The 22,662-nt window shown below is 41.0% G+C and carries 23 protein-coding genes and 1 pseudogene; 11 read left to right on the forward strand and 13 right to left on the reverse strand.

Going from position 1 to position 22,662, the window contains the following annotated elements; all coding sequences use genetic code 11:
* Positions 1-285: 285 nt before the first annotated feature.
* From LC586_RS05735 to LC586_RS05745, 4 genes and pseudogenes are all read left to right on the forward strand, one after another.
* Positions 286-1,008: a PEP-CTERM sorting domain-containing protein gene (locus LC586_RS05735; protein WP_229483597.1), complete on the forward strand. Its 723-nt coding sequence runs from the start codon at positions 286-288 to the stop codon at positions 1,006-1,008.
* 296 nt (positions 1,009-1,304) lie between these two features.
* Positions 1,305-1,370: pseudogene (locus LC586_RS41070) on the forward strand (hypothetical protein); the annotation flags it as partial.
* Positions 1,371-1,421: 51 nt separating this feature from the next.
* Positions 1,422-1,559, forward strand: a complete 138-nt coding sequence (locus LC586_RS41075) for a hypothetical protein (protein ID WP_306423232.1) — start codon at positions 1,422-1,424, stop codon at positions 1,557-1,559.
* Between the two features lie 638 nt (positions 1,560-2,197).
* Positions 2,198-3,649, forward strand: a complete 1,452-nt coding sequence (locus LC586_RS05745) for a glycoside hydrolase 100 family protein (RefSeq protein ID WP_229483732.1) — start codon at positions 2,198-2,200, stop codon at positions 3,647-3,649.
* 65 nt (positions 3,650-3,714) lie between these two features.
* Here the strand turns inward: LC586_RS05745 and LC586_RS05750 are convergent, their stop codons facing one another.
* Positions 3,715-4,614: a choice-of-anchor L family PEP-CTERM protein gene (locus LC586_RS05750; protein WP_229483599.1), complete on the reverse strand. Its 900-nt coding sequence runs from the start codon at positions 4,612-4,614 to the stop codon at positions 3,715-3,717.
* 391 nt (positions 4,615-5,005) lie between these two features.
* Here LC586_RS05750 and LC586_RS05755 point away from each other — a divergent pair, with 391 nt between their 5' ends.
* The gene (locus LC586_RS05755; RefSeq protein ID WP_229483601.1) at positions 5,006-6,469 is read left to right on the forward strand and encodes a 16S rRNA (cytosine(967)-C(5))-methyltransferase; all 1,464 of its coding nucleotides are present in this window, start codon (positions 5,006-5,008) and stop codon (positions 6,467-6,469) included.
* Between the two features lie 57 nt (positions 6,470-6,526).
* Positions 6,527-6,949, forward strand: coding sequence for a tellurite resistance TerB family protein (locus LC586_RS05760; protein WP_229483603.1), 423 nt, complete (start codon positions 6,527-6,529; stop codon positions 6,947-6,949).
* Positions 6,950-7,017: 68 nt separating this feature from the next.
* Here LC586_RS05760 and psb35 read toward each other — a convergent pair whose 3' ends face one another.
* The gene (gene psb35, locus LC586_RS05765; protein WP_229483604.1) at positions 7,018-7,245 is read right to left on the reverse strand and encodes a photosystem II assembly protein Psb35; all 228 of its coding nucleotides are present in this window, start codon (positions 7,243-7,245) and stop codon (positions 7,018-7,020) included.
* Between the two features lie 160 nt (positions 7,246-7,405).
* Between psb35 and LC586_RS05770 the strand changes: the two genes are divergently transcribed.
* Positions 7,406-7,543, forward strand: coding sequence for a hypothetical protein (locus LC586_RS05770; RefSeq protein WP_229483605.1), 138 nt, complete (start codon positions 7,406-7,408; stop codon positions 7,541-7,543).
* Here LC586_RS05770 and LC586_RS05775 read toward each other — a convergent pair.
* On the reverse strand, positions 7,533-9,791 hold the full coding sequence (locus LC586_RS05775; protein WP_229483606.1) for a transglycosylase domain-containing protein: 2,259 nt from the start codon (positions 9,789-9,791) through the stop codon (positions 7,533-7,535). The genes LC586_RS05770 and LC586_RS05775 overlap by 11 nt on opposite strands.
* 388 nt (positions 9,792-10,179) lie before the next feature.
* Between LC586_RS05775 and folK the strand changes: the two genes are divergently transcribed.
* From folK to LC586_RS05795, 4 genes are all read left to right on the forward strand, one after another.
* On the forward strand, positions 10,180-10,695 hold the full coding sequence (gene folK, locus LC586_RS05780; RefSeq protein WP_229483734.1) for a 2-amino-4-hydroxy-6-hydroxymethyldihydropteridine diphosphokinase: 516 nt from the start codon (positions 10,180-10,182) through the stop codon (positions 10,693-10,695).
* A 68-nt stretch (positions 10,696-10,763) separates the two neighbouring features.
* Positions 10,764-11,312 carry an NUDIX hydrolase gene (locus tag LC586_RS05785; RefSeq protein WP_229483607.1) on the forward strand — a complete coding sequence of 183 codons (549 nt, stop codon included), beginning with the start codon at positions 10,764-10,766 and terminating at the stop codon, positions 11,310-11,312.
* A gap of 7 nt (positions 11,313-11,319) precedes the next feature.
* Positions 11,320-11,511, forward strand: coding sequence for a hypothetical protein (locus LC586_RS05790; RefSeq protein ID WP_229483608.1), 192 nt, complete (start codon positions 11,320-11,322; stop codon positions 11,509-11,511).
* Between the two features lie 321 nt (positions 11,512-11,832).
* Positions 11,833-12,642 carry a prohibitin family protein gene (locus LC586_RS05795; RefSeq protein ID WP_229483609.1) on the forward strand — a complete coding sequence of 270 codons (810 nt, stop codon included), beginning with the start codon at positions 11,833-11,835 and terminating at the stop codon, positions 12,640-12,642.
* A gap of 92 nt (positions 12,643-12,734) precedes the next feature.
* Here the strand turns inward: LC586_RS05795 and LC586_RS05800 are convergent, their stop codons facing one another.
* From LC586_RS05800 to LC586_RS05845, 10 genes are all read right to left on the reverse strand, one after another.
* Complete coding sequence (locus tag LC586_RS05800; protein ID WP_229483610.1) at positions 12,735-13,196, reverse strand: DUF7980 family protein; 462 nt, start codon at positions 13,194-13,196, stop codon at positions 12,735-12,737.
* Between the two features lie 334 nt (positions 13,197-13,530).
* Positions 13,531-13,875: a hypothetical protein gene (locus tag LC586_RS05805; RefSeq protein WP_229483611.1), complete on the reverse strand. Its 345-nt coding sequence runs from the start codon at positions 13,873-13,875 to the stop codon at positions 13,531-13,533.
* 166 nt (positions 13,876-14,041) lie between these two features.
* On the reverse strand, positions 14,042-14,617 hold the full coding sequence (locus LC586_RS05810) for a DUF1634 domain-containing protein (protein WP_229483612.1): 576 nt from the start codon (positions 14,615-14,617) through the stop codon (positions 14,042-14,044).
* Between the two features lies 1 nt (position 14,618).
* Positions 14,619-15,455, reverse strand: a complete 837-nt coding sequence (locus tag LC586_RS05815; RefSeq protein WP_229483735.1) for a sulfite exporter TauE/SafE family protein — start codon at positions 15,453-15,455, stop codon at positions 14,619-14,621.
* A 731-nt stretch (positions 15,456-16,186) separates the two neighbouring features.
* Positions 16,187-16,954, reverse strand: a complete 768-nt coding sequence (locus LC586_RS05820) for a phosphatase PAP2 family protein (protein WP_229483613.1) — start codon at positions 16,952-16,954, stop codon at positions 16,187-16,189.
* Positions 16,955-17,103: 149 nt separating this feature from the next.
* Positions 17,104-18,345 (reverse strand): hypothetical protein, encoded by a 1,242-nt coding sequence (locus LC586_RS05825; protein ID WP_229483614.1) that lies wholly within the window; start codon positions 18,343-18,345, stop codon positions 17,104-17,106.
* Between the two features lie 594 nt (positions 18,346-18,939).
* Positions 18,940-19,674 (reverse strand): glutathione peroxidase, encoded by a 735-nt coding sequence (locus tag LC586_RS05830; protein WP_229483616.1) that lies wholly within the window; start codon positions 19,672-19,674, stop codon positions 18,940-18,942.
* A 312-nt stretch (positions 19,675-19,986) separates the two neighbouring features.
* The gene (locus tag LC586_RS05835) at positions 19,987-20,940 is read right to left on the reverse strand and encodes an alpha/beta fold hydrolase (RefSeq protein WP_229483618.1); all 954 of its coding nucleotides are present in this window, start codon (positions 20,938-20,940) and stop codon (positions 19,987-19,989) included.
* Between the two features lie 22 nt (positions 20,941-20,962).
* A complete protein-coding gene (locus LC586_RS05840) occupies positions 20,963-21,784 on the reverse strand; it encodes an SDR family oxidoreductase (protein ID WP_229483619.1) in 822 nt (273 codons plus the stop codon).
* Positions 21,785-21,930: 146 nt separating this feature from the next.
* A complete protein-coding gene (locus LC586_RS05845; RefSeq protein ID WP_306423233.1) occupies positions 21,931-22,215 on the reverse strand; it encodes a glutathione peroxidase in 285 nt (94 codons plus the stop codon).
* Positions 22,216-22,662 lie beyond the last annotated feature (447 nt).

A 22,662-nucleotide genomic window follows, 5' to 3' on the forward strand; every position in this document is an offset into this window, starting at 1 on the left:
ACCCCATCCGCCTATGCGGTGGGGAGGATGTCAATACAATACCTTCACTCGCTATGAACTTCACGATCGAGATTGAACAAGAAGAGGATGGACGCAATAAGCAGAAGTGATTGATTTTCCTGGTGTACTGGCTTACGGGCAGACACGAGAAGAAGCAGTTGCTATAGTTCAAGTCTAACCATTATCTTAAGGCAGTGTTCGCTCACTCTGAAAAATTACTTACGTGTAATCAATCCGAGTTAAACTAATTATTACCTAGATCCAAGAGATGAAAGAATAGTTTTTATGACAATTGCGACAAAGATATCGGTAGCTATTGCTGGAGCAGCACTAGTAACACTTTCGACATTTGATGTAGTACAAGCACAAACCGTAATATTAGAATCGGCATCGCTTGGTTCTACTGGAGTATTTGGAGGATTTGCTGTTAACGCAGATAACTTCTTAGGCTGGAGGTTTCAAGTAGATAGCACGCTTCAAGTTACAGAGATTGGGGGACACTTTTTTACATTTACAGAGCCTAATTTTGGCAACGGTAGTATTTTTGGAGCTATTGTTCCGTTAAATACCTCTAATGCACTCCCAAAAGGAACTCCATTTTTACTAGAAGAGGTTTTAAGTGCAATCACATTTAATCCGGGTTTTCCCAGTATAGATGTAGCTGTTCCACTGTCTGTGAGGCTGGCACAAGGCAATTATGCTCTTGTCTTTGGTAGCGGTCTATTTGGCGCATCTGGTCTAGGTGCGATGCCATTTAGTAATCCTGAGTTACCTGGAACAACTTTTGATTCTTACTTTTCATGGAATGGTACTGGTTGGGAAAATAACGGTACTTCTAATGCCGGCGTTTCTGGCATTCGATTTTTTCTCAAAGGTCAGTTAGTTACTCACACCAATATTCCCGAACCTTCTTCCATATTCGGGATGCTTTTACTGAGTACCTTATGCACATTTTCAGTCCTTAGGTTTAGACACAAAGCTGATAACACTGCTATCAGCATCAAGTAGTAAGCTGATTGTCATTCATTTTTCCAGGATGATTCGCTTGTAGTAATGGCTTCAACCCTGGTTTTATTTTTATACAGCAGAATTCAGGAGTCAGAATTCAGAACTAAAACACGCTTTATAGCTGGCTTTGAGACGAATCGTTGTGTACTTCACCAACTTGAAATCTGCTGTAGCTTTTTTGGTTAGATGCGATCGCATGAAATAATCTTGTAATGCAAAGTGCGAGACTAGCTCCCCGATTTATTTAATAAGTCGTCGCCAGTAGCAGCAGAGACGGTATTATCAAACTTTGGAACCTGCACACTGGGGAATTACTACAAACTCTCTCTGGGTGTAGTCCTGTTGCTTTCAGTCCTGATGGCAAGACGCTGGTAAGTGGCGATAATGGCGGAAGCATCAAGATTTGGAGTCAAATGCAAAGCTTTGATAAGTTTACTCTCGACTCTGTGCTATCTGGGGAATGGTGGGAAGTCTTGGGTGTAAATCAGAGGTATCATCCCAAAGATGTCAAACTTGCTTACCTTCGATTAGCAAGATTGTATCCATCCTGATGTCAATAGTTCTGCCGTCGTAGTAGATATCGCAAAAACCTCTATGCAAGCAATTAATCAAGCTTATAAAGAATTCCAGGAGCAGTTAAACGCTCACAAATGTCAGTAGGGTAAAATATATAACTCTTCAGAAGTATTGACATCTTGACTTTTTCAAGCATTTATCTTGCATATTTTGACAAAACGTTATAAATTATTAGAATATAGGGGAATAATCTGACTTCTTAGTGTCAAAAACTAATCCTGCTCAAGTAAATATACTGCAACCAGTTTTAACTTCATGCAAATCCTAAACAGCACTGAAGATATGTTTTTATTTGGTAAAGCAAAGATTCTGTACATGAAACGGAACAATAAATAATCTAAAAATATATCTTGTGTGACTGTTTTTAAAATCATGTTACTGCTTGCGGTGAGGAACAACAACTATAATTCACCAAAAGAGTAATCCATTATAAGCAAATTAACTAGTAATAAAGCTGCATTTTCAGCAGATTTATTTGTTCTTAGTTGATTAATTTTTCTCAAAATTATATTTGCTATTCAAAGAATCGTTTTTGTTATGCTGAGAATGGCAAAAATAATAAATGAAGACGCATCTACCACAAATTCACAATCCAAATGGAGCTATTCTGGCGATGCACGTAAACGAATTGGAAACTACTGAAAATTTAAAAGAAGTCGAAGAAGCGTGGCGAACACTAGAAAAATCAATTCTCTATTATCAGGGTCGCCCCGTTGGGACGGTAGCCGCTTATGATGCATCTGTAGAGGCTCTCAATTATGACCAGTGCTTTGTTCGGGATTTTGTCTCTTCAGCTCTAATTTTTCTAATCAAAGGTAGAACAGATATTGTTCGCAATTTCTTAGAAGAAACCTTAAAGTTACAGCCTAAAGAAAGGGCATTAGATGCCTATAAGCCTGGACGAGGATTAATCCCAGCTAGCTTTAAAGTTGTATCAGACAATGGGCAAGAATATTTAGAGGCTGATTTTGGTGAACATGCGATCGCTAGAGTTACACCCGTAGATTCTTGCCTATGGTGGATTATTTTGTTGCGTGCTTATGTAGTCGCCACAAAAGATTTTTCTCTAGCCTATCAACCTGAATTCCAAAATGGTATCAGGTTAATCATGGAAATCTGCTTGGCGAATCGTTTTGATATGTACCCAACGCTGTTGGTTCCAGATGGTGCTTGTATGATTGACCGTCGTATGGGCATTTATGGGCATCCTCTAGAACTACAAGTTCTCTTTTACACAGCATTGCGTGCATCTCGGGAACTGCTAATTTGCCAAGGGAATTCCGATATTGTTGCAGCCATTGATAACCGATTGCCTCTTTTATGCGCTCATATTCGCCAGCATTATTGGATAGATATTAATCGCCTGAATGCAATTTATCGCTTCAAAAGTGAAGAATATGGCAAGGGTGCTATTAATCTGTTCAACATATATGTAGATTCTGTTCCTTATTATGAATTAGATAAGTGGCTGCCAAAAAAAGGTGGTTATCTAGCAGGTAATGTCGGGCCGTCGCAGCTAGATACTCGCTTCTTTTCACTCGGAAACTTAATGGCAATCATTTCAGACTTAGCCACCGAAGAACAGTCACAAGCGATTATGACTCTCATTGAGGATCGATGGGATGATTTGGTGGGAGATATGCCAATGAAAATTTGTTTCCCAGCTTTAGAACATGAAGAATACAGAATTGTAACTGGATGTGACCCCAAAAATATCCCCTGGTCGTATCATAATGCTGGTAGTTGGCCAGTTTTAATGTGGATGTTAGCGGCGGCGGCGGTGAAAACTAACAGAACAAGTCTTGCACAAAAGGCTATTGAAACTGCCCAAGGACGCCTCAGTACAGATGAATGGCCAGAATATTACGACGGTAAGAAAGGGCGACTAATTGGCAAACAAGCTCGGAAATATCAAACTTGGACAATTACTGGGTTCTTATTGGCAAAAGAACTGATGGCAAACCCCACTTATTTACCATTAATCAGCTTTGGTAAATTACCAGCAGAACAGGTTTCTAGAGCATGTGAATTTGAAATCGCTAGTGTAGACCCATATATGTCTTGATAGCAAAAAATGCTGTGTCTTGCAATGGCAGACACAGCATTTTTCAAAATAGGGTAAGGAAAAATTTAGGCTTTAGCTCCAGTGTTGTTTTGCTGTTTGCGCTTCAGGACAGAAGTAGCGCCGAAAGCACTGAATGCTAATAAACTCAATATAGAAGCGGGTTCGGGAACACTTTTTCGTGTACTAGAAAAAGTACCAGCTTGAATAAACACAGCGGAATCGAAACTAGAATCCCCCGCATCTGCAATTGCAAGCTTGATTTTATGTCTTCCTGCGGCCAGTCCCTTAGCCTGAGCAGTAAATACATTGGTGAAACCGTCATATTGGATATTGAAAAATGGCCCACCATCTGACAGATCGTTGTTGTTGTAAAATACAGGATTCTGAGCGTTTGTACCTAACGGATTGCCACCATTGACATTGCTAATTGAAACTGGCGTGCCGGTTACAGGGAGCAGAGCAATGTTTTTCCCATCTAAAAAGAAACCAAACACGTCATTATACCTACTATTGGAGTATTCGTTATACTCTTCCGATGCAAAGACGTAATTGAAAAAGAGATCGCCCGTATCCGAAGTAAAATCAAATGTGAGAACACTCGCATCTTGAGTGCTAAATCCAGGATTCAAGCGGTTTAAGTCAGTATCTCCTAACAAACCATTATTACCTGTTGCGCTGTCCTGATTATTTGGCCCGGGGGCAAGAGTAGCATTGCCAGAAGTCAGAATGATACCCTTGTCAATGCCAATTCCTGAGGACAAGCCGTCTGTGAAAGTTCCAGATCCAAGTGCTGCACCGTTGTATGTTAGATTCAATACTGTGATACCAGAACTCAAAATGTTATTAACTAAAACATTGGGATCGGTGGTAGTCGTTATATTGATAGCTTGAGCAGGAGCAGTTAATAGCCCTATACCAAACAGAGTGAATACGCCTTGTTTCCAAAATTGAGTCAATGAGTTCATGATATTTTTCCTGAGAAAAAAGTAGCCTTTAACACATGAAGATACACGCGATTAAATACGTAAAAATTTCTACGTAAAATCGCCAGTAACCCGTTTAGCGGCAGATGGTGCAGTCACAGACATCTATACTGATGATCATGACTTAAGTCTTTAATTTTGCTTTTATTTTAAATGTATGATTTTTGACGCACTATTATTAAGTAACCCCTTCATATAGCTTACAGATGTTTTTTTTTATACGGTCGAATTTATATGTAGATTCACAGAATAATTACAATGTCTTCAAACAAAAAATATACTTTATTCAAAGAATATTCACATGTAAGCGTGGCTCTTCAGTAATGGTGTAGTCTCAAGTACTGAGTAGCCATGAACCTAAATAAATATTTCCATGACAAACCCCCGTCAACTAGCTTTTATCGCCCTGCGAGATGTTCACAAGGGGGCTTATGCTGATGTTGCCCTAGACAGAGTACTGCAAAAAGTTAATTTGGCTGATAACGATCGCCGCTTGCTGACAGAATTGGTTTATGGGAGTGTCAGAAGGCAGCGCACTCTTGATACTCTCATCGATCAACTCGCCAAAAAGAAATCTCACCAACAACCACAAGACCTCCGCACCATCTTACATCTGGGTTTCTACCAACTGCGCTATCAAGAACGTATTCCCGCCTCAGCTGCTGTTAATACCACCGTCCAACTCGCTAAAGAAAACGGTTTTTCTGGACTCACGGGTTTTGTTAACGGTCTATTACGACAGTATCTTAGAAAAGCAGGGGGAGCAGGGGGAGATGAGGGAGCAGGGGGAGCAGGGGGAGATGAGGGAGCAGGGGGAGCAGGGGGAGCAGGGGAAGAAAAAACTCCCTCATCCCCCTCATCCCCCTCATCTCTCCACACCGATCCGTTACAACTTCCAGAAAACCCAGTGGAACGCTTGGGTATTTTACACAGCTTTCCAGACTGGATTATTCAAGTCTGGTTAGAACAACTGGGTTTGGCTGACACAGAACAACTGTGTGAATGGATGAACCAATCACCAACAATCGACTTGCGTATCAACCCACTTCGCACTTCCATCGAAGAAGTTGAGGCGGCTTTGCAATCTGTTGGTATTTTGGTGAAACGGATTCCTGATTTACCCCAAGCTTTACGATTTATTGGTAATAGTGGGTCAATTCAAAAACTACCTGGTTTCAAAGAGGGTTGGTGGACTGTACAAGATAGTAGCGCCCAACTGGTAAGTCATTTGCTCGACCCCCAACCAGGTGAGGTGGTAATTGATGCCTGTGCTGCACCAGGGGGTAAAACAACCCACATCGCTGAGTTAATGGCAGATAAGGGTAAAATTTGGGCTTGCGATCGCACTTCTTCTCGTCTTCGCAAACTCCAAGAAAATTCTCAACGGCTGAATTTACAATCTATTCAAATTTACATTGGTGACAGCCGCCACTTCAACCAATTTCAAAACACCGCAGACCGCGTATTACTGGATGCTCCATGTTCTGGGCTAGGAACCATGCACCGTCATGCTGATGCTCGTTGGCGACAGACACCAGAATCTGTCCGGGAACTTTCGGTGCTGCAAAAAGAATTAATAACACATACATCAACTTTTGTCAAACCTGGTGGTGTACTAGTTTATGCCACCTGTACATTGCATCCAGCAGAAAACGAAGAAGTAATTTCGGCATTTTTAGCTGAGTCACCTGATTGGCAAATTGAGTTTCCAAGCGGCTTTGAGTTGCCTGCTTCTGCATATAGCACACCTCAAGGTTGGTTTAAAGTCTGGCCCCATCGACAGGACATGGATGGCTTTTTTATGGTGCGCTTAAGAAAAACCAATAATTCCGAGTGAATACTGTTTGGGATTGTACGATTTGGTGGAGGCCTGAATCTACCAGAGGAGGCAGCAATGGTTACACCTTCCAATGTCAAAAACTTAGTTAAAATCCTGATTGGAGCCGCCTGGATCGATGGCAGAATCCAACCAGAAGAACGGCAATATCTCCGCGAAATAGCTCAAGCAAAAGGTTTGGCTAACGATCCAGAAATTAAGCCTTGGCTGTACGAATTCGTTCCTGTACAGCCAAAAGAATGCTATGACTGGGTGCGTGAGTATTTAGGCGATCGCCCCAGCCTTGAAGATTGTGAAAATCTAATTGAAGCCATCAGCGGCTTAATTTATAGTGATGGCGAGGTTGCCGTCGAAGAAGCTAGACTCCTGACCCAATTGCAGGATATAGCGAAGCCGAATGATTCAACTCAACCGGCTCACACTGCACTTCTCAAACAAATTCAAAAGCTTTACCACCGTTGGGTTGACGTGCAAAACTAATCATAGTCAAAAGTCCATAGTCTAATAATTAATGACTACTGACTAATGACTAATGACTAATGACTAAATTATGACTTCGGATCACCCAGACCCGGAGTTTCTTCTTTATCAACCTTAGGCACAAAATCAGGACGTTCTTTGCTTTCCCAACCTGCGGGGCGTTTAGAGTTGTACCAAGCTATTGAACCAATGGTTACAGCAGCAACAAAACCAACGACATACACCAAGGTGAAAGCAAAAGGAAAATGACCGCCACCTGTTGCAACTGAATCTGCTGCCTGCATCAATATATGCATGAGTATATTCTCCAATGTTAAGTAACACTACTTGACACACTATAGAATGAGCGTATCACTTAACATCCCTCTGGAGTTTAGTTTGAGTAACTTCATATTGCATAGAAAAGGGCAAAAGGGGAGAGGGCAGGGGGCAGGGGGGATGAGGGGGATGAGGGAGATGAGGGGGACAAGGAGAATAACCAATGCCCAATGCCCAATGCCCAATGCCCAATGCCCAATGCCCAATGCCCAATGCCCGATGCCCGATGCCCGATGCCCAATGCCCCATGCCCAATGCCCACTCCTCATTCATTAGAAGGTCTAAGTCTATCCCGCCAGGATGGCTGTGATGATGAAGAACCTGAAGAACCAGAACTATTGGCGGGAGAGGAAGATCGCCGACTTCTTCGAGGCGGGGGAGAAGAAGAATCAGATTCTACTCTTCTAGATCGCCGCCGTGGACGTGATGATTCTGAGGAAGAGTTATTGGAACTTGATTCTTGGGTGCGATCGCGCCTTCTCCGTCTTGGGGTATAATTACTTGATTGCTGTTCTTCTTGAGAATAGCTCCTCCTCCTACGTCTCCTAGATGAACCACTCTCTTCAGAATTTCTAGCACTTTCCCTTTGTGAGTCATCATCAGAGGAAATAGAACGATTTAGCACTTGTTTGGGCTTGATTGACTGGGCTTTGATAGTGCCTTTACGACCTTCTAACTTGGGACGTTTGGGAAACTTTTCTACGGGCATCCCTTCTGCCGCTTTTTCCATAAATTCGTGCCAGGTGTAAGCCGCACTACCACTGCTGCCGTCTGTAGGGCGGTTGTCATCGTTACCTAGCCAAACCCCTGTCACCATCTGGGGAATGTAGCCAATAAACCATAAATCACGGGCTTCGTCCGAGGTGCCTGTTTTGCCAGCAACTGGTCTATTACCTAATTGAGCAGCAGCACCAGTTCCCGCTTCTACGACGTTGCGTAACATCCAAGTCATAATGGCGGCACTGTCAGCGTCAAGGGCCCGTTTTGACTTAAAATCAGCTGACCAGATCACCTTGCCTTGGCGGTTGAGGATGCGGGTAATACCATGAGGTTCTGTATGCAATCCAAGAGTTGCAAAACTGCCATAGGCGCTAGTCAATTCCAACAGATTAACTTCGTTTGAGCCAAGAGCCAAGGAGTACGTGGGCTTGAGTTCAGATTTTATCCCCATATCATGGGCAAGTTTAATCGTTGGCGTAAATCCCACATCAATCAACACCTTCACCGCAATAATATTAATAGAGCGGGTGAGGGCATCTCGGATGTTCATAGAACCCCGAAACCTTTCACTATAGTTTTTCGGTTCGTAGCCGTCTACGACAAAGGGCGCATCTTCATAGGCATCGTAGGGGCTTTTACCGCTAGCGATCGCAGTAGCATATACAAACCCTTTAAATGTCGATCCTGGCTGCCGTTGTGCCTGAGTAACCCGATTAAACTGGTTTTTACCAAAATCTTTTCCCCCAACCATTGCCTTAATTTCGCCGTTACGGGGGTCAATGGCCACCATTGATCCTTGCTTAAAGTTTTCCCAGCTTCCTTGATTTCGCAGCGTTTTGGCAACCGCCTCTTCTGCGACTTTCTGCCAAGTCGGGTTCAGCGTGGTTTCTACTACTAATCCCTCACTTTTTAGCACGTTAGCAGAAACATACTTCGGCAATTCTTTTTGGATGTAGCTGGTAAAGTAGGGTGATTCTACTTGCAGTCGCTTGGGTAAACTGGTTTTGAGAGTCAGGGGTTCTTGGACTGCTGCTTGCCTTTGTTCTGGCGTAATTATTTTATCTTCTTGCATCCGTAGCAATACCAAGTCCCGTCGCCGTTTCGCCGTTTCTGGATTCTTGTCTGGGGCGTATAAGCTAGGAGCAGGAGCTAATCCAGCAATCGTTGCCATTTGGGCTAGAGAAAGCTCGTCTGGCGTTTTACTAAAGTATACCCAGGATGCATCTGCCACACCATAAGCTCCACCTCCCAAATAAACCAGATTCAGGTAACGCTCTAAAATCTGATCTTTGGTTAATTCATTCTCCATTTTTTGTGCTAGGCGGATTTCCTTGAGTTTGCGCCAGATTGTCTGTTCTTGTTTCAAAAACAGAATCCGCGCTAGCTGTTGGGTGATGGTGCTAGCACCTTCAACCACACCTTGCGATCGCAAATTATTCAAACCCGCTCTGGCAATCCCTTGTGGATCAAATCCGTTGTGTTGCTTAAATCTTCTATCTTCTGAGGCGATGAAAGCTTTTTTTAAAGTATCTGGTATTTGTTCGAGCTTTAGCTGTTCTCTGGCCGTTTCACCTTGTTGTTGTAATATAGTTCCATCGGCGGCTTTGATGGTCAGTGTTTGCTCTCTAACTACGGCATTCAACTCTGACTGATCTGGCAAAGTCCGATCAATTAAACTGATGCCGTAGATTAAGGCAACGATACCACCACCTAAACCCAAGCCTGCCCAAAACCAGATGCGACGATAGAGTGGTTTACCGCGAGTTGCCTGATTGGCCTTCATCCTAGATGGGAAAATTTTCATTTGCTCAGTAACTGCCTCGCCTGCGCCAGATGTGCTGGTGGTGAGCTTCTCATTTGTTCCTCCTTGTCAGAGTCACTCAAATTAGTTGGTCTTTGCTTGAACCAGGAGGTAAGCTTCCCCACGTCAGTTCCTCGCTCAAAGTAGTAACTGTATAACCACCATTAATCAGCTTTGGGGTTATAGCACTACATCTGTGTTAGTATAATATCCTATAAAGAATTAACTAAATTCACCATAAAATAATGTTTTTGAGATTTGGTTAATTTAGTTTTGTAAAAACACTGCAATTTTGATATCTGAAATTATTGGCATTTTCTGGAATAGATGTATAGATGTACTGAAGTATTGGCAAAGACAGCCCGAAAACAACTTAGTTAAGGAGAGTGCGATGCTTAAGGCGAGGTACGCCGAAGCAAAGCCAAGAAGAAGCGCCGTTGCCCTTGGTAGTAATATCGGCGATTCACAAACAATTTTAGAAGCAGCTATAGAAACTTTAGCTCAAACGCCAGGTATTTTCTTAGAAGCCAGATCCAATTGGTACCAAACCAAAGCTGTGGGGCCACCACAGCCAGATTACCTAAATGGCTGCGTCACATTGCAGGTAGAAATCCTACCCCAGCAGTTATTAGAAATTTTGTTAGGAATTGAACAGCAATTTGGGCGTGTGCGTCAGGAACGCTGGGGGCCACGAATCCTGGATTTAGATTTGTTATTATTTGATGACATTATTCTGGATACACCAAATCTCCAGATTCCGCATCCACGAATGCGGGATCGGGCCTTTGTGTTAGTTCCACTGGCAGAAATTGCCCCAGATTGGATAGAACCAGTATCCGGGTATGTTATTAAAGAACTGCTGAAAGAGGTAGACTGTTCTGATGTACATTTATTGATGGGTAATTAAAAATACCATCCTTAAACGCAGAAGAACGCTGATTTCACCTCTGTATTCACAGATAATCAGATTTTATTATGCCATTAGGTAGAGAATTACCACAATTACTAAGACAACGCCTGTTTTATAAAGGACGCAAATTTGATTTTGAAGTTAATCGCTTGCGTTTGCCTAATAAATCAGAAGGAGAATGGGAATGTATTCGTCACCCTGGTGGCGCTCTAGCTGTGCCGGTGACGCCAGAGGGTAAACTTGTACTCGTGCGCCAGTATCGTTTTGCAATTCAGGGACGCATATTAGAATTTCCGGCGGGAACTGTAGAACCAAATGAAGAACCTTTAGAAACGATACAGCGTGAAATCGAAGAAGAAACTGGCTATAGTGCCAAAAAATGGGACAAATTAGGCGAATTTTTCTTAGCTCCCGGCTATTCTGATGAAATTATCTATGCTTTTCTGGCGCGAGATTTAGAAAAGCTGGAAACACCACCACCACAAGATGGAGACGAGGATATCGAAACTGTGTTTTTGACTCCCGAAGAATTAGAGAAAGCTATTCTGGAGGGAGAGCCGGTAGACGCTAAATCAGTTTCTAGCTTTTTTCTGGCGCGTCCATTTTTAATTTAATATCAATATGCTGCTAGAGTTAGCGATGCCTACGGCGGGCTACGCCTACGCAGTGGCTGCTGGTTCTTGTAGCGAGGAAATTAGACAAGACATTCCGAATCATCTTGTTACAGGCTTAGAGAATGGGGCTTACGGTAGAGATTACCTCATCGACTTGGATAAGCAGCTGATGAGTTTGGTAAACAAAAAGACGAGCTAAATGTACATGGGTTGGGAAAAGTGTGATTTGCCCTGCTGCTTTACTCAATTAAGGGCAAACTTACCTTTTCAAATACTACGCTTTTTCGATACTATTACAGTAATTTAGGTAAACATAAAGCTACCCTAACCTTCACTAGCTCAAAGTTGGGGTAGGAAATTACACATTCGGGGCTGAACTATATGCCTGATATATTCAACACATTAACTGCTCAGTGATATGAAAATTGACTTAGAGCCAAAGTTATAAGAGCATGACGAGAAGAAGCTTACAACTCCTAAATATGTGTCTCTATGCAAGACGCATACATGTTTTACACAGATGAAAAAAAATACAACTTTTAACAGTGCCGGTAAACTGACTGCTCTTTTGTTCCTAATAACTCTCTTCCTCACGCCTTGTGTAATTGTAAATGCAGGTGAACGTGGTGTATTGATGAAATTTGGCGAAGTGCAAAACCAGATATTAGGAGAAGGACTGCACTTAATTATTCCTGTAGTTAATACTGTGAAAAAGCTGAGTATTAGAGTCCAAAAGCAGGAAATTTCGGCTGAGGCTTCTTCTAAAGATTTACAAAATGTATTCACTGATGTTGCTCTAAATTGGCATATTATTCCCCAGCAAGCAAATGCCATTTTTCAAGAAATTGGAGATGAACAAGATGTAGTTATTCGGATTATTAACCCGGCGGTTGAAGAAGTGCTAAAAGCAGTAATGGCAAAATATACTGCTGAAGAAATTATTACTAAACGGGGGGAAGTCAAAGGTGCAGTAGATGATGCATTGTCTACACGACTGGGTAGCTATCACGTTGCAGTTGATGATATTTCTCTAGTTCATGTCCATTTTTCAGAAAGATTTGGTGAGGCGGTGGAGGCGAAGCAGATTGCTGAACAGGAAGCAAAACAAGCAGAGTTTATCGCACTGAAAGCAACAAAAGAGGCTGAGGCAAAAGTTAATTTAGCAAAAGGAGAGGCTGAAGCGCACAGATTATTACGTGATGGTTTAACTCCCGAAATTCTGCAAAGGCAAGCAATAGAAAAATGGAATGGGAAGCTGCCATTAATTGTCAGTAAGGAGGCTCCAAAATTGTTTAATTTAAGTGAAATTTTAAAATTTGATAAAAATTGAGATTCTTTTTAAGAAAATATCTGCTTATAGATAGGGATGCACAGATGTACATCCCTACAATCGATTCATTTGTAAAAACGTGATCAACTAAATTAACTGTTGGCGAATAAAATAGGAGAATCAAGAATCTTCAACTGGATCAATAGTATAATCAACAGGGTATAAGCTGTTGAAGAAATTAGACCGGTGATTAATTCTTTTTTAAGGTTATGCTCTTGAGGTTCTTTTTGAAAAATGTCTTTAGAACCGAATTGCATCAAGAGAATTCCCACAATATTAGAGAGCCAGTATCCTATAATTGAACAAGGTAGAAGTAATTTTGGAGAAAGTAAACTACATGCATACCCAAAACCATAAGCTATTGGCAAATTAAATAGTAAGTCATTCCACCAACATAGTGGTGACAATAAATATCCCAGTACTAGAAAGAATCCACCTCTGAGTTTTTTGAAAATGTCTTTTTTGAACTCTTTTGGAGTAAACTGTTCTAAGCCCTCCAGAGTTGTGTCTCCTGCTACATTCAACTCTTGACTGACGTTTTGGACGCTTTCCATAAAAATCCACTATTTCTATCGGCTTAGTGTAGTTTAATATAGAAACTAAACCAAAGTCTAGTACAGGAGTGATAATATTTTGGCTTTTTGATGCTGAAAGTTTTACCAGTGCATAGTTTCAGCAAAATAGAGGTTTAACTCAGATGCTACTGTGTGCTGATTTATATCAGAGATACATGAGTGCGATGCCTAGGTTGGGCTACGCCTACCCATCTTGCAAAATTTAAGTTTGTTCTTTGGTATCTAAGCTAAATAGAACGATTTCAACCTAATTGAGACAATCATCGCTATTTGTCGCTCAATAGGTTTCAAAATCAAAATATATCTTTGTAAATCATAGCATACGATCAGATCCAACACCGATACTGCAATAGCCAAAACCTCCTGATGCTGGGGTAAATCGATGTTGAATAGCAAAATTTTGATGTTTTTCTATATAGCCGGGGCAAAAATTTGAATTAATAATAGCTACAATAAAATTATTGAGGCATCTTAATAGGAAAATGACAGATTTAACTCCAAATAGCACATTTTTAATAGCAGGAATTGTTTTTGTAACGATTGCTGTAATTGGGCAATCTAAATTAGGTTTTATTGAAATTAATCCCGGTTGTTTTGGCAGATTTTTGGCTTTATTTATTGGGATTTCGAGCCTATTATATGCTTTGGGATTACTCAATTTTTCAACAGTCAGCTTTGACTTCTTAAGAAGTTCTGTTTTAGAACAAATTAAACAGAGTATAAGTTCAATAAATGACCTTTTGCAAGGCTCGTAATAGGTCTAAAAATTAATTTTATGTTAAGGGGAAAAGGTTGATTTTACCCCTTATATTTTAATATCATTACTAATAATACGCTCCTACAAGACTGTAAATCAGGCTAGCCAATACTAATAAGGTAACAATCACATAAATAAATTCTCGCTGTAGCAGGAAAGCGAATAGGGAGATAAAAACGCGGACAATTGGAGTAGCAATTAGTAGTAAAAGTCCGAGCTGAATAATGCCGCGTAGGCGTAGCCCGCCGTAGGCATCGCTACCTGATAAAACTGCTTTTACTACACCTGCTGGTGAGCGAAATTCCGATGGTTCACTCTGAAAAAAGTGATATCCAGCAGGTTCAGCACCGTGATGAATTAAGTAGAGTATACCCCCCAGGAAAACGACAGCACTAGCTATCAAAACGCCATATTTCATCAGGTTACTGAGTAAATATTCTAATTGCTGCTCACTTAATGTTTTTGTCGCATTCTTGGTAACATCAATGTCACAGCTATTAGGCAATTGTGCTACTGTGCTACTGGGCTGTTCTAATTGTTCAATATTAGAGTCTATATCTTTCTGCGGTAAGGTTAGTGTAACCACTTCAGTATCAGGTTGTGCCAGGAATGTCCAGCGAAAGCTACTATTAAATTTATACATTTTACACCCCCCCTATTAAACTGTTGTAGACCATTTTCAAAGCCATTACCACTAGCACAAGACTGAAGATAATTCTCAAAATCTGCGTTTTAGCGCCTGTCAGAATTCGTGCGCCCAAGAAAGCACCAGGTAATACCCCCAACATCACCGGCATGGATAGTCCTGGATCGATATAGCCGCGTGCTAGGTAAACTCCAGCTGATGCTGCTGCTGTGACGCCGATCATAAAATTACTAGTGGTGGTAGAAACTTTGAAGGGTAAACGCATGGCTTGATCCATCGCCAACACCTTAAATCCTCCGGAACCAATACCAAGCAACCCAGAAAGCACCCCAGCTATTAACATCACACTAAAACCCATTGGTACTGAATGAACTTGGTAAGACATTACTCCATCAGGAGTTGGATAAGTACCATTTAGTTTCAGATAATTTGCGATCGGATCTGCTACTTCATCTTCAATATGTTCTATTCTGGGTCGTTGTGAAAGGTATGCTGAATAAATGAGGACGATCGCTAGTACGATAGTTAGGGCTTTGACAGAAACTAAAGTAGCGATCATTGCTCCTGCGATCGCACCAATGGTTGTCGCTACTTCTAAAAACATTCCCAATCGCAAATTGGTATAGCCTTTTTTAATATAGGTAGATGCTGCACCCAAAGAAGTAGCGATTACAGATACCAGTGAAGCACCAACGGCATAGCGAATATCAACGCCAAATACCGAGGTTAATAAGGGAACAATTACTACTCCACCTCCTAACCCAGTTAGCGCCCCTAACAAGCCAGCGCTAAATGAACCAATCCAAATTAGTAATGAAAATTCTAAAATAGTCAGATTTACTTCCTCTTTTTTTACATGTATATCAAGATGCCAATATATTTTTTGTATCATTGAGAACTTAATTGTCAAGTGAACTAAGTAAACGCGTCAAATTAAATATAAAACCTCACCCTCAAGCCGGCTTCCCTCTCCTTAATAAGGAGAGGGATTGAGGGTGAGGTTTGATCTTATATTTAATTACGCCTACCTACTTACTGGCTTACAAAAGATTGCGCCAGTACTTCCGAGAAAGAAAGACAATGTGGTTTTGTGATTAAAGTTCCCAATGGAACTAACTTAGTTTTGAACAGGACTTACGCACAAGCAACGGAAAATCGAACCACAGAGTACGCAGAGAAGCCAGTGCGTTGGGCGGGTTCCCCGACTTGAAGCAACTGGCGCGACACGGAGGAAAAGAGTTTGAGAGGTTTTTTGCGTAAGTCCTATTGAAGACAAACCCAGATACTGGGGTGATTTAATTCAATCAAGCTGGTACTAAAATCTTGAAAAGGGGCGAAGTGAATTGGTTTATCCCGAACGGATCGCAAGAGATTGTAGACGCATGAGCGATCAATGCACCTACCAAGAAAGCCAGGGCTATTTCATTCTCATCTAGCTCGCCTCAGAATGAATTCACCAGTCTAATAGCGAAAGTCGTCTAAAGACGACTCAGAAAAGATTATAGTTTGATTTTTGTCTATGTCTGTGTGTCAGCCTAAATAATAAGTCTTTAAGTGGACATAATATTACTCCTTAGTTATCAACTCTCTTTCTTCAGGAAGTAAGGTAGTTTCATCATCAGGGGGTTCGCCATCTACCGATTTGGCTTTAGTTCTATAGGGTTTGATAATTAGACTGACGCCAATTGTCCAACCTAATGCAACCATCCAACCCGCGAGAACGTCACTGGGAAAATGTACCCCCAGATAGAGACGACACCACCCAATAGCTATTATATATAAGCTGCCGAGGATGAGAACTAACCAGCGCCGGGAGCTATCCCAAGTTAAAAATAGCAAAATTGCTACTACAGTTATACTCGCCATAGCATGACCACTGGGAAATGCAAAACTAGACTCAGGCGCAATGGACTGCCACAATTGTGGACGCACTCGATGCATTAATTCCTTTGCTGTGCGGTTGATGATCACACTTCCCACTGAGACGGTGAGTAAATAAGCTAGCGATCGCCAGCGTTTTTGAAGTAATAATATGAGTGCGATCGCACCTAAAATCGGTATCGCCGTCCAAGGCTCTCCAATTCTCGCTAGCGTCACGGCTAAAACATCAAGCTGTGGGTTTGCTGTAGAATGAACTGCTAACAAAATAGGCACATCCCACGGGAAGCCAGCTTTATTCTCCCATATCTTCACTGTCAGAATTTCAAAAACCTGCAAAGGTAAGTAAACTCCTATCAAGAGGAGTAAGAGCGATCGCCAACGGGCAATCAACAGGTTTTTGAGAAAAGAAAGAGGCGACTGAATCTCTTTATTGGCTTTTTTCACTTTTTCCATATTAAGTCCGTTGTCATCAATTAACGTAGAAGTTGTTTCTCAATGTCATCTATCAGGAGACAGCTTTAGTTACTTTGACTCATGAACACTAAATAAATTTAATCATGTTATTTTGAGCCAAGCATGTCGAAAGTTTTACGACTCACAGATTACAAAATACTAGAATTTTGAGAAGCTCCACAATGTTTACAATAGGGCAAATGTTTATAAGTAAGATTATGGCAGTTTTGACATTCAATATCTTGATAATAACCACAGTGGGGACAGTAAGTATCAAGGTGTCGAATTTTTTTGGCGCAATTTACACAGCGTGATTTTTGGACTCTGCTAGCTGCCTGGACTTTAACATTAAAGACAAATTTTTGAAAAAACTGGATAATTCCAAAACCGATAATTGGAATTAGCAAGATATAAGCATAATTTATCAGGAAAAGTAAACCACCAAAAAGGGCGCTAATAATATCAAAGAGAAATTTAAATATTGCCCCGATTTGAAGAAATTCAAATATTTTAACGATTAGTGGGATAAAAAAGATGACTAGCAAATGCCAACTAATTAGCGAGATGAGTCCATATCCTCTTCTTTGGGCAAATTTGTTAACTGATAAGGCAATGAGAATTAGGGGTAGAAGAAAGAGGGACTGAAAAGCAAGCTGGATACTTGGATACCAAAATGATGCCTGCTCATAGCCTTTGTCAACTTCCCCGAATTGATTATCATCTTTAAGAAAGGCTAGAAAACTAATGCTTTCTGGTTTGGCAAGCAGTTCATTTTTAAGAGTAGAATTTTCTTGTTTAAGGGTAGAAATTTGGCGATTATTTTGTTCTAATGTCTGTTTAGCTTTTTCAGCACTGACTTGATTAATTGATTGTTCACGACCCTGACCTGCAATTTTTTCTAAGAGGGTTGAGTCATATTGGGCTTTAATAGTGCGATTTGCTTGTTCAAGCGTACTGATTTTCGCTTGTTTCTGATCAATAGTTTTGATGATTTGCTGCTTTTGGGGATTGTTAAGTTTATCTTTGTAGGCGGCATATTGTAAGCACGTTTTAGAAACCTTACCCAGATGTCCTGCTTCGGCTTGTTGATAGTTTCGCTGAAAACTGAGTTGATTATTCAGATTATCTGGCAATGAAAGTTTAACAATTTCATAGTCTTTATCTTGAGTGGTTTTTGTCCGGTAATTTTGCCACTCTGAATAACATGGATAAGCGTCGGTTGGGCTGATATGCCATCTACTAATATCATCGAGTCCGGTAAAAACATTAATCAAAATAAAAATATCAATTAAAATAATGACAATCAAACTTACTTTATTCAATGGTTCGTTGTTGATTGTCCTTGAGTTACTAAAAAATTGGCTCAAAATTTGGCGGATTCTAGCAAACATATTGTCTTTTAAATAAAGTGGAATTCAATCCGAATCAATTTTATCGGATAAGTAGTGAATAGCTAGACAAAACTACATCTATTCATCTGAAGATTTTAGGACTTACGCACTGTACAAATGCGTCGTGATGTGCATTACCTATCTTGAGGAAGTTTTCAGGCTTTTCTTAATTATCCTGTGATCGTAAATAGACCATGCTGTAGGGGCTAAGCATTGCTTAGCCCTTACGAAAGATATGGTTTTTAACCTTAATCCATATTTGGTATTTCTTGTCAATGCGTAATATCATGTCCGCATAATTAGTTATGATTCCCACAGTCATTGCACCCCACCCCGCCAAAGCTACGCTTTGTCTCCCCTCCCCGCTTGCGGGGAGGGGATTAAGGGGTGGGGTTCTTCGGGTTTAATAAGTAATCAAACGGACATGATATAAGTCCTAGATTTGTTAATTGCTGAATAGAAACAAAATCCCCAACTTCTTTGAGAAGTCAGGGATTTGTAGCTTTCAATTTTCACAAATCAGGCTATGGTCAAAAATAGCGTGACTTTCACCTAAAGTTGATACAGGTGACGCCTGTGTGCGCCAACTGAAACCTATTTAGCAGCGAAGTAGGCTTCTAATGCCTCAGAACCACCAATTAATTTACCATCGATAAACACTTGGGGAACTGTTGTCGCACCTGTAACTGCTCGTAACGAGCGTGTAGTGATATCCTTACCCAAGGTAATTTCTTCGTAGTTGATACCATGCTCCTTGAGCATCCCCTTAGCACGGGCACAGAAGGGACAACCGATTTTGGCAAACAGAGAAACGAGTTCGGGCTTCACTGCTTGGGGGTTGATATATCTGAGCATTGTCTCAGCATCGGATACCTTAAAAGGATCTCCTGGCTCGTCTGGCTCAATAAACATTTGGTTAATTACACCATCTCTTACCAGCATCGAGTAACGCCACGATCGCTTCCCAAATCCCAAGTCTGATTTATCTACCAGCATCCCCATGCCTTCAGTAAATTCACCGTTCCCATCGGGAATGAGTGTGATATTTTCTGCTTCTTGATCCTTTGCCCATTCGTTCATTACAAAGGCATCATTGACAGAAATACAGATAATGTCATCAACTCCATTTTCTTTGAAAACCCCGGCCAATTCGTTATAACCAGGGAGATGAGTTGATGAACAAGTCGGTGTATAAGCACCTGGTAAGGAGAAGACAACCACTGTCTTATTAGCAAACAATTGATCGGTTGTCACATCCACCCACTGGTTGCCCTGGCGAGTATGAAAAGTGACATTGGGAACTCTTTCTCCTCGGCGATTGGGGAACATAATTTTGCTTGCCTTTAGTAATCAATTCCAGTCATAACCTATCATGGCAAGACTGGTATGATGTAACTATCAATCAGCTAAAAAACTTCATTAATAAAACAGAATTCAGGAGTCAGAAGTCAGAAGTCACAATGCTCTACCCATGTTCTCGCACCGTCTCGCTCTTAAGGGATGGAGTAATAACCGGAAGAATATTTGAATTTCGTTGTGCCTATAAGGGGCAAGGTTTTAAACCAATATTCATTACCCAGCGATGCACTGAGTTTCAACTGCGCTCAACTACCGCTATTCGTTGTGTCGGACTCCACCAATTCATGCTGAATTCTGACTCCTGGGTTCTGAATTCTCCTTGATAAATGGAGCGATCGCTGCGACAAATTCAGCAGTTGATTCATAGGGTAAAACATTGCGCCCATTTATTTTTATACCTCGACCTTGAGGCAAATAGGCCAGATAATGAGTCAAGCGTTCGTCTGGCGTTTCTTTTTTACCTTTTTGACTAATACTCGATGCACTCTCCCCCATAACCGCTAATGTTGGTTGCTCAATAGAGGCGATAGAACTAGTATAATCCTGTCGCCAAAACCCTGCGAGAAAAGAAAACACTGCATGACGACTAGCGGGATTTTCTGCACCTGCAAGCAATGTATTCAACCACTCTGCATCCACAGCATTATCAGAAGCAAAAAGTTGACGAGTCGAGAAAGAATGTAAAAACTTTCGGGTGCGTGCATAGCGATAAAAAGCACTCCCAAAAGGCGAATCTAACAGATTCCAAGCAAATTTTTGCCGCCATTCTGGTGATTTATTTGTCATCAAAGCCCACGTTGGAGGCCCAGAGAGTACAAGTCTGGCAATTAAGTTTGATTGCTTTTGAACTAATGCGATCGCAACTGGTAATAAAGCACCTTGTACTACTACAATGACAGGTTTTTGCACTACTGTTTGTAAAAAGTACTGCAACTGTTCTGCCCAATCACTAGGAGTGTAAGCCATATAAGGCATATCACTTTCGCCACATCCTAGTAAATCAGGGTTGTAAATTGAATTCCTCTGACCTGTATTATACCATTCCCGACAAAATCGCTGCCAAAATTGCCGCGATAATCCGACGCCAATAGGATGAATTAACAGTAAGGGAATGCCTTCAGGTGTTGTGTTAGTTGGTTGATGAACTTCATAGGCGCAACGATAATTCTGCCAACTGTAAAACTGGCTAGGAGATGCTGTCAAATTGGTTGTGTTAGTTACAGCAGATGGTTGCATAATTCTTAGTTTTTAATACTTGCTAAAAAATCATCTGTGGATGAATTAACTGGTATCCAGCCTCTTTAAGCTTTTCATTCGATACCCAAGCATTATATGGGCGGGTACTCTTAATAGAAGTATCCCATATAACTTTGGGTAAATTATGTTTTTCAAATAGGCTATCTAGCAAATCTTGACTGGTGAGATGTGCATCATCTACCAGATTATAAATCCCTTGCAAACGACGCTGACGGGCAAATTCTATCGCACCAACAATATCATCTAGGTGAATCCAATTTGTGATATCCTCGCCACCAGGACGGGTTGTACCAGAATATCTACTAAATATTTTCAACAGTTCTCTACCAGGGCCATAAATTCCTCCTAAGCGAAAGATACAAACGCGGAGATTTTCGCTAGATGCTGATAGCAGCACATCCTCTGTTTTTCGGAGAATTTGTGCATTTAAATTAGCAGGTGCAAGCGGTGTTTCTTCATCTACCCATACACCATTTCTGTCACCATACACTGCATAGCTACCTGTGTAGATTAATTGTTTTACACTCGGAACCTGCTGCAAGGATGAAACTAAGGTTTGAGCAGTTTGTAGATAAGTTTCTTCATAAACTTCTGCGCCTTTTGCACCAACACTCAAAACTACAACATCTTGATCGTGCAAAACTGATTTTAGACTATCTAAGTCATTACCACGGGTAACTACAACTCTTTGGGATACTGATTTTAGTGCCGGGACACGCTCAGAAGAAGTTGTGGTTACACTGACAACAAAATCCCCCTTTTTCTGCCAATATTCAGCAACTTTATAACCAACATAACCACAACCAATGATTGCAACGTTCATGACAAATTAGACACAAATAAATTAAACTACTCATCGAGACAATATTCTCAATTAAGGGACTGGACGTAAATAAATTTAACATTCCAGAGCTAACAGTTAATAGTCAATAGGACAGAAATTTTTACTTAATGACTAATGACTAATGACTAATGACTAATGACTATTTTGCTATATTTACTCGTGCAGAATTGCACAATCTCTTCATTGCTTCCTGGTTCCTGCGCTCCAAAATCGTTACAGGGGAACCCCAAAATACGTAACCCTGCTTCCCCATACTTCTGGTTCAATTTTTCTAACCCTTCGTATTGAGAAGTATAACCGCAGTAGGAAGCCACATTCACAATTAAGAGTACCTTCCCGGTATACTCCTTTAATTGCTTATCCTCACCGTTGATAGTCTTAACTGCGATGTCCGAAATTGTCTTACTCATCTTGAATCTGATTTATAGGGAATATTGCCAAGTCTCCCATATTACAGGTACTGTAAACCCTCTTTTTTTAAGGAAATTAGGTTTGTTAGCCTTGTTTCCTCCTACGGTTCTATTTAATTTAGCCTGTAAGCTTGTATGGGAGTTTAGATAGATGTTTCCGTCGCTGATTCGTGCTTAATGAGCAAGGCGATGTCTAACGACAAGCCAGAAGGTGGAGAGTCCTTGCTCAACTAGCGCACCCAATCAATTAAGATAGCGATCGCCTGTGAGTTTACCTGAGTCATAACTCTTATGTAAATAGCTCGATCAATCCAGTATCTCAGGATAAGCTTGGAAATCTGCGTTGCTTTTAATACAAATCTTTTCGCACGGATGAATTATGAATTATCTTAACCTTCGTGTTGAGTTTATCTCTACAACCGTCACTTTTATCAACAAGATTGCATG

Origin of the sequence: Nostoc favosum CHAB5714, from assembly GCF_020829495.1 — a bacterium.
In the GTDB taxonomy this organism is placed as follows: domain Bacteria; phylum Cyanobacteriota; class Cyanobacteriia; order Cyanobacteriales; family Nostocaceae; genus Nostoc; species Nostoc favosum.